The sequence below is a fragment of the Mariniradius sediminis genome (genome assembly GCF_021491425.1).
Classification (GTDB): Bacteria; Bacteroidota; Bacteroidia; order Cytophagales; family Cyclobacteriaceae; genus Mariniradius; species Mariniradius saccharolyticus.
Genome location: NZ_JAKEVZ010000069.1, coordinates 1 through 306, shown reverse-complemented (window position 1 = coordinate 306; position 306 = coordinate 1). Strand labels below are relative to the sequence as shown.

General features: G+C 45.1%; 1 protein-coding gene. It reads right to left on the bottom strand.

Annotation, left to right across the window (positions count from 1 at the left end; all coding sequences use genetic code 11):
- Positions 1-91: 91 nt before the first annotated feature.
- Positions 92-306 (bottom strand): Hsp20 family protein (locus L0U89_RS20320; protein ID WP_234863196.1); only part of this gene is annotated, 215 nt, incomplete at its 5' end.

Sequence of the window (306 nt, the reverse complement as noted above, 5' to 3'; positions counted from 1 at the left end):
AAAATCTAGTAACAACTGAAATGTAAGAACTCTGCGCCTCTAACAGAAACAGTTCCACACAACATTTGCCTAAAAGCGAAACGCTTAAAGATCAAGCAACCTTAACCTCAATAGTCCTTGGCTTCTTAGGTTGAGGTGGAGGCAGTTTCTGCACAGTGACACTGAGCACCCCATCTTGACACTTGGCAGAGATTGCATCAGTGTTGGCATTTTCAGGTAGCACAAACTTGCGCATGAACTTCCCAACCCTTCTTTCCATCCTCAGATACTTTGCCCCTTCTTTCTCTTCCTCCCTCTTTCTCTCCC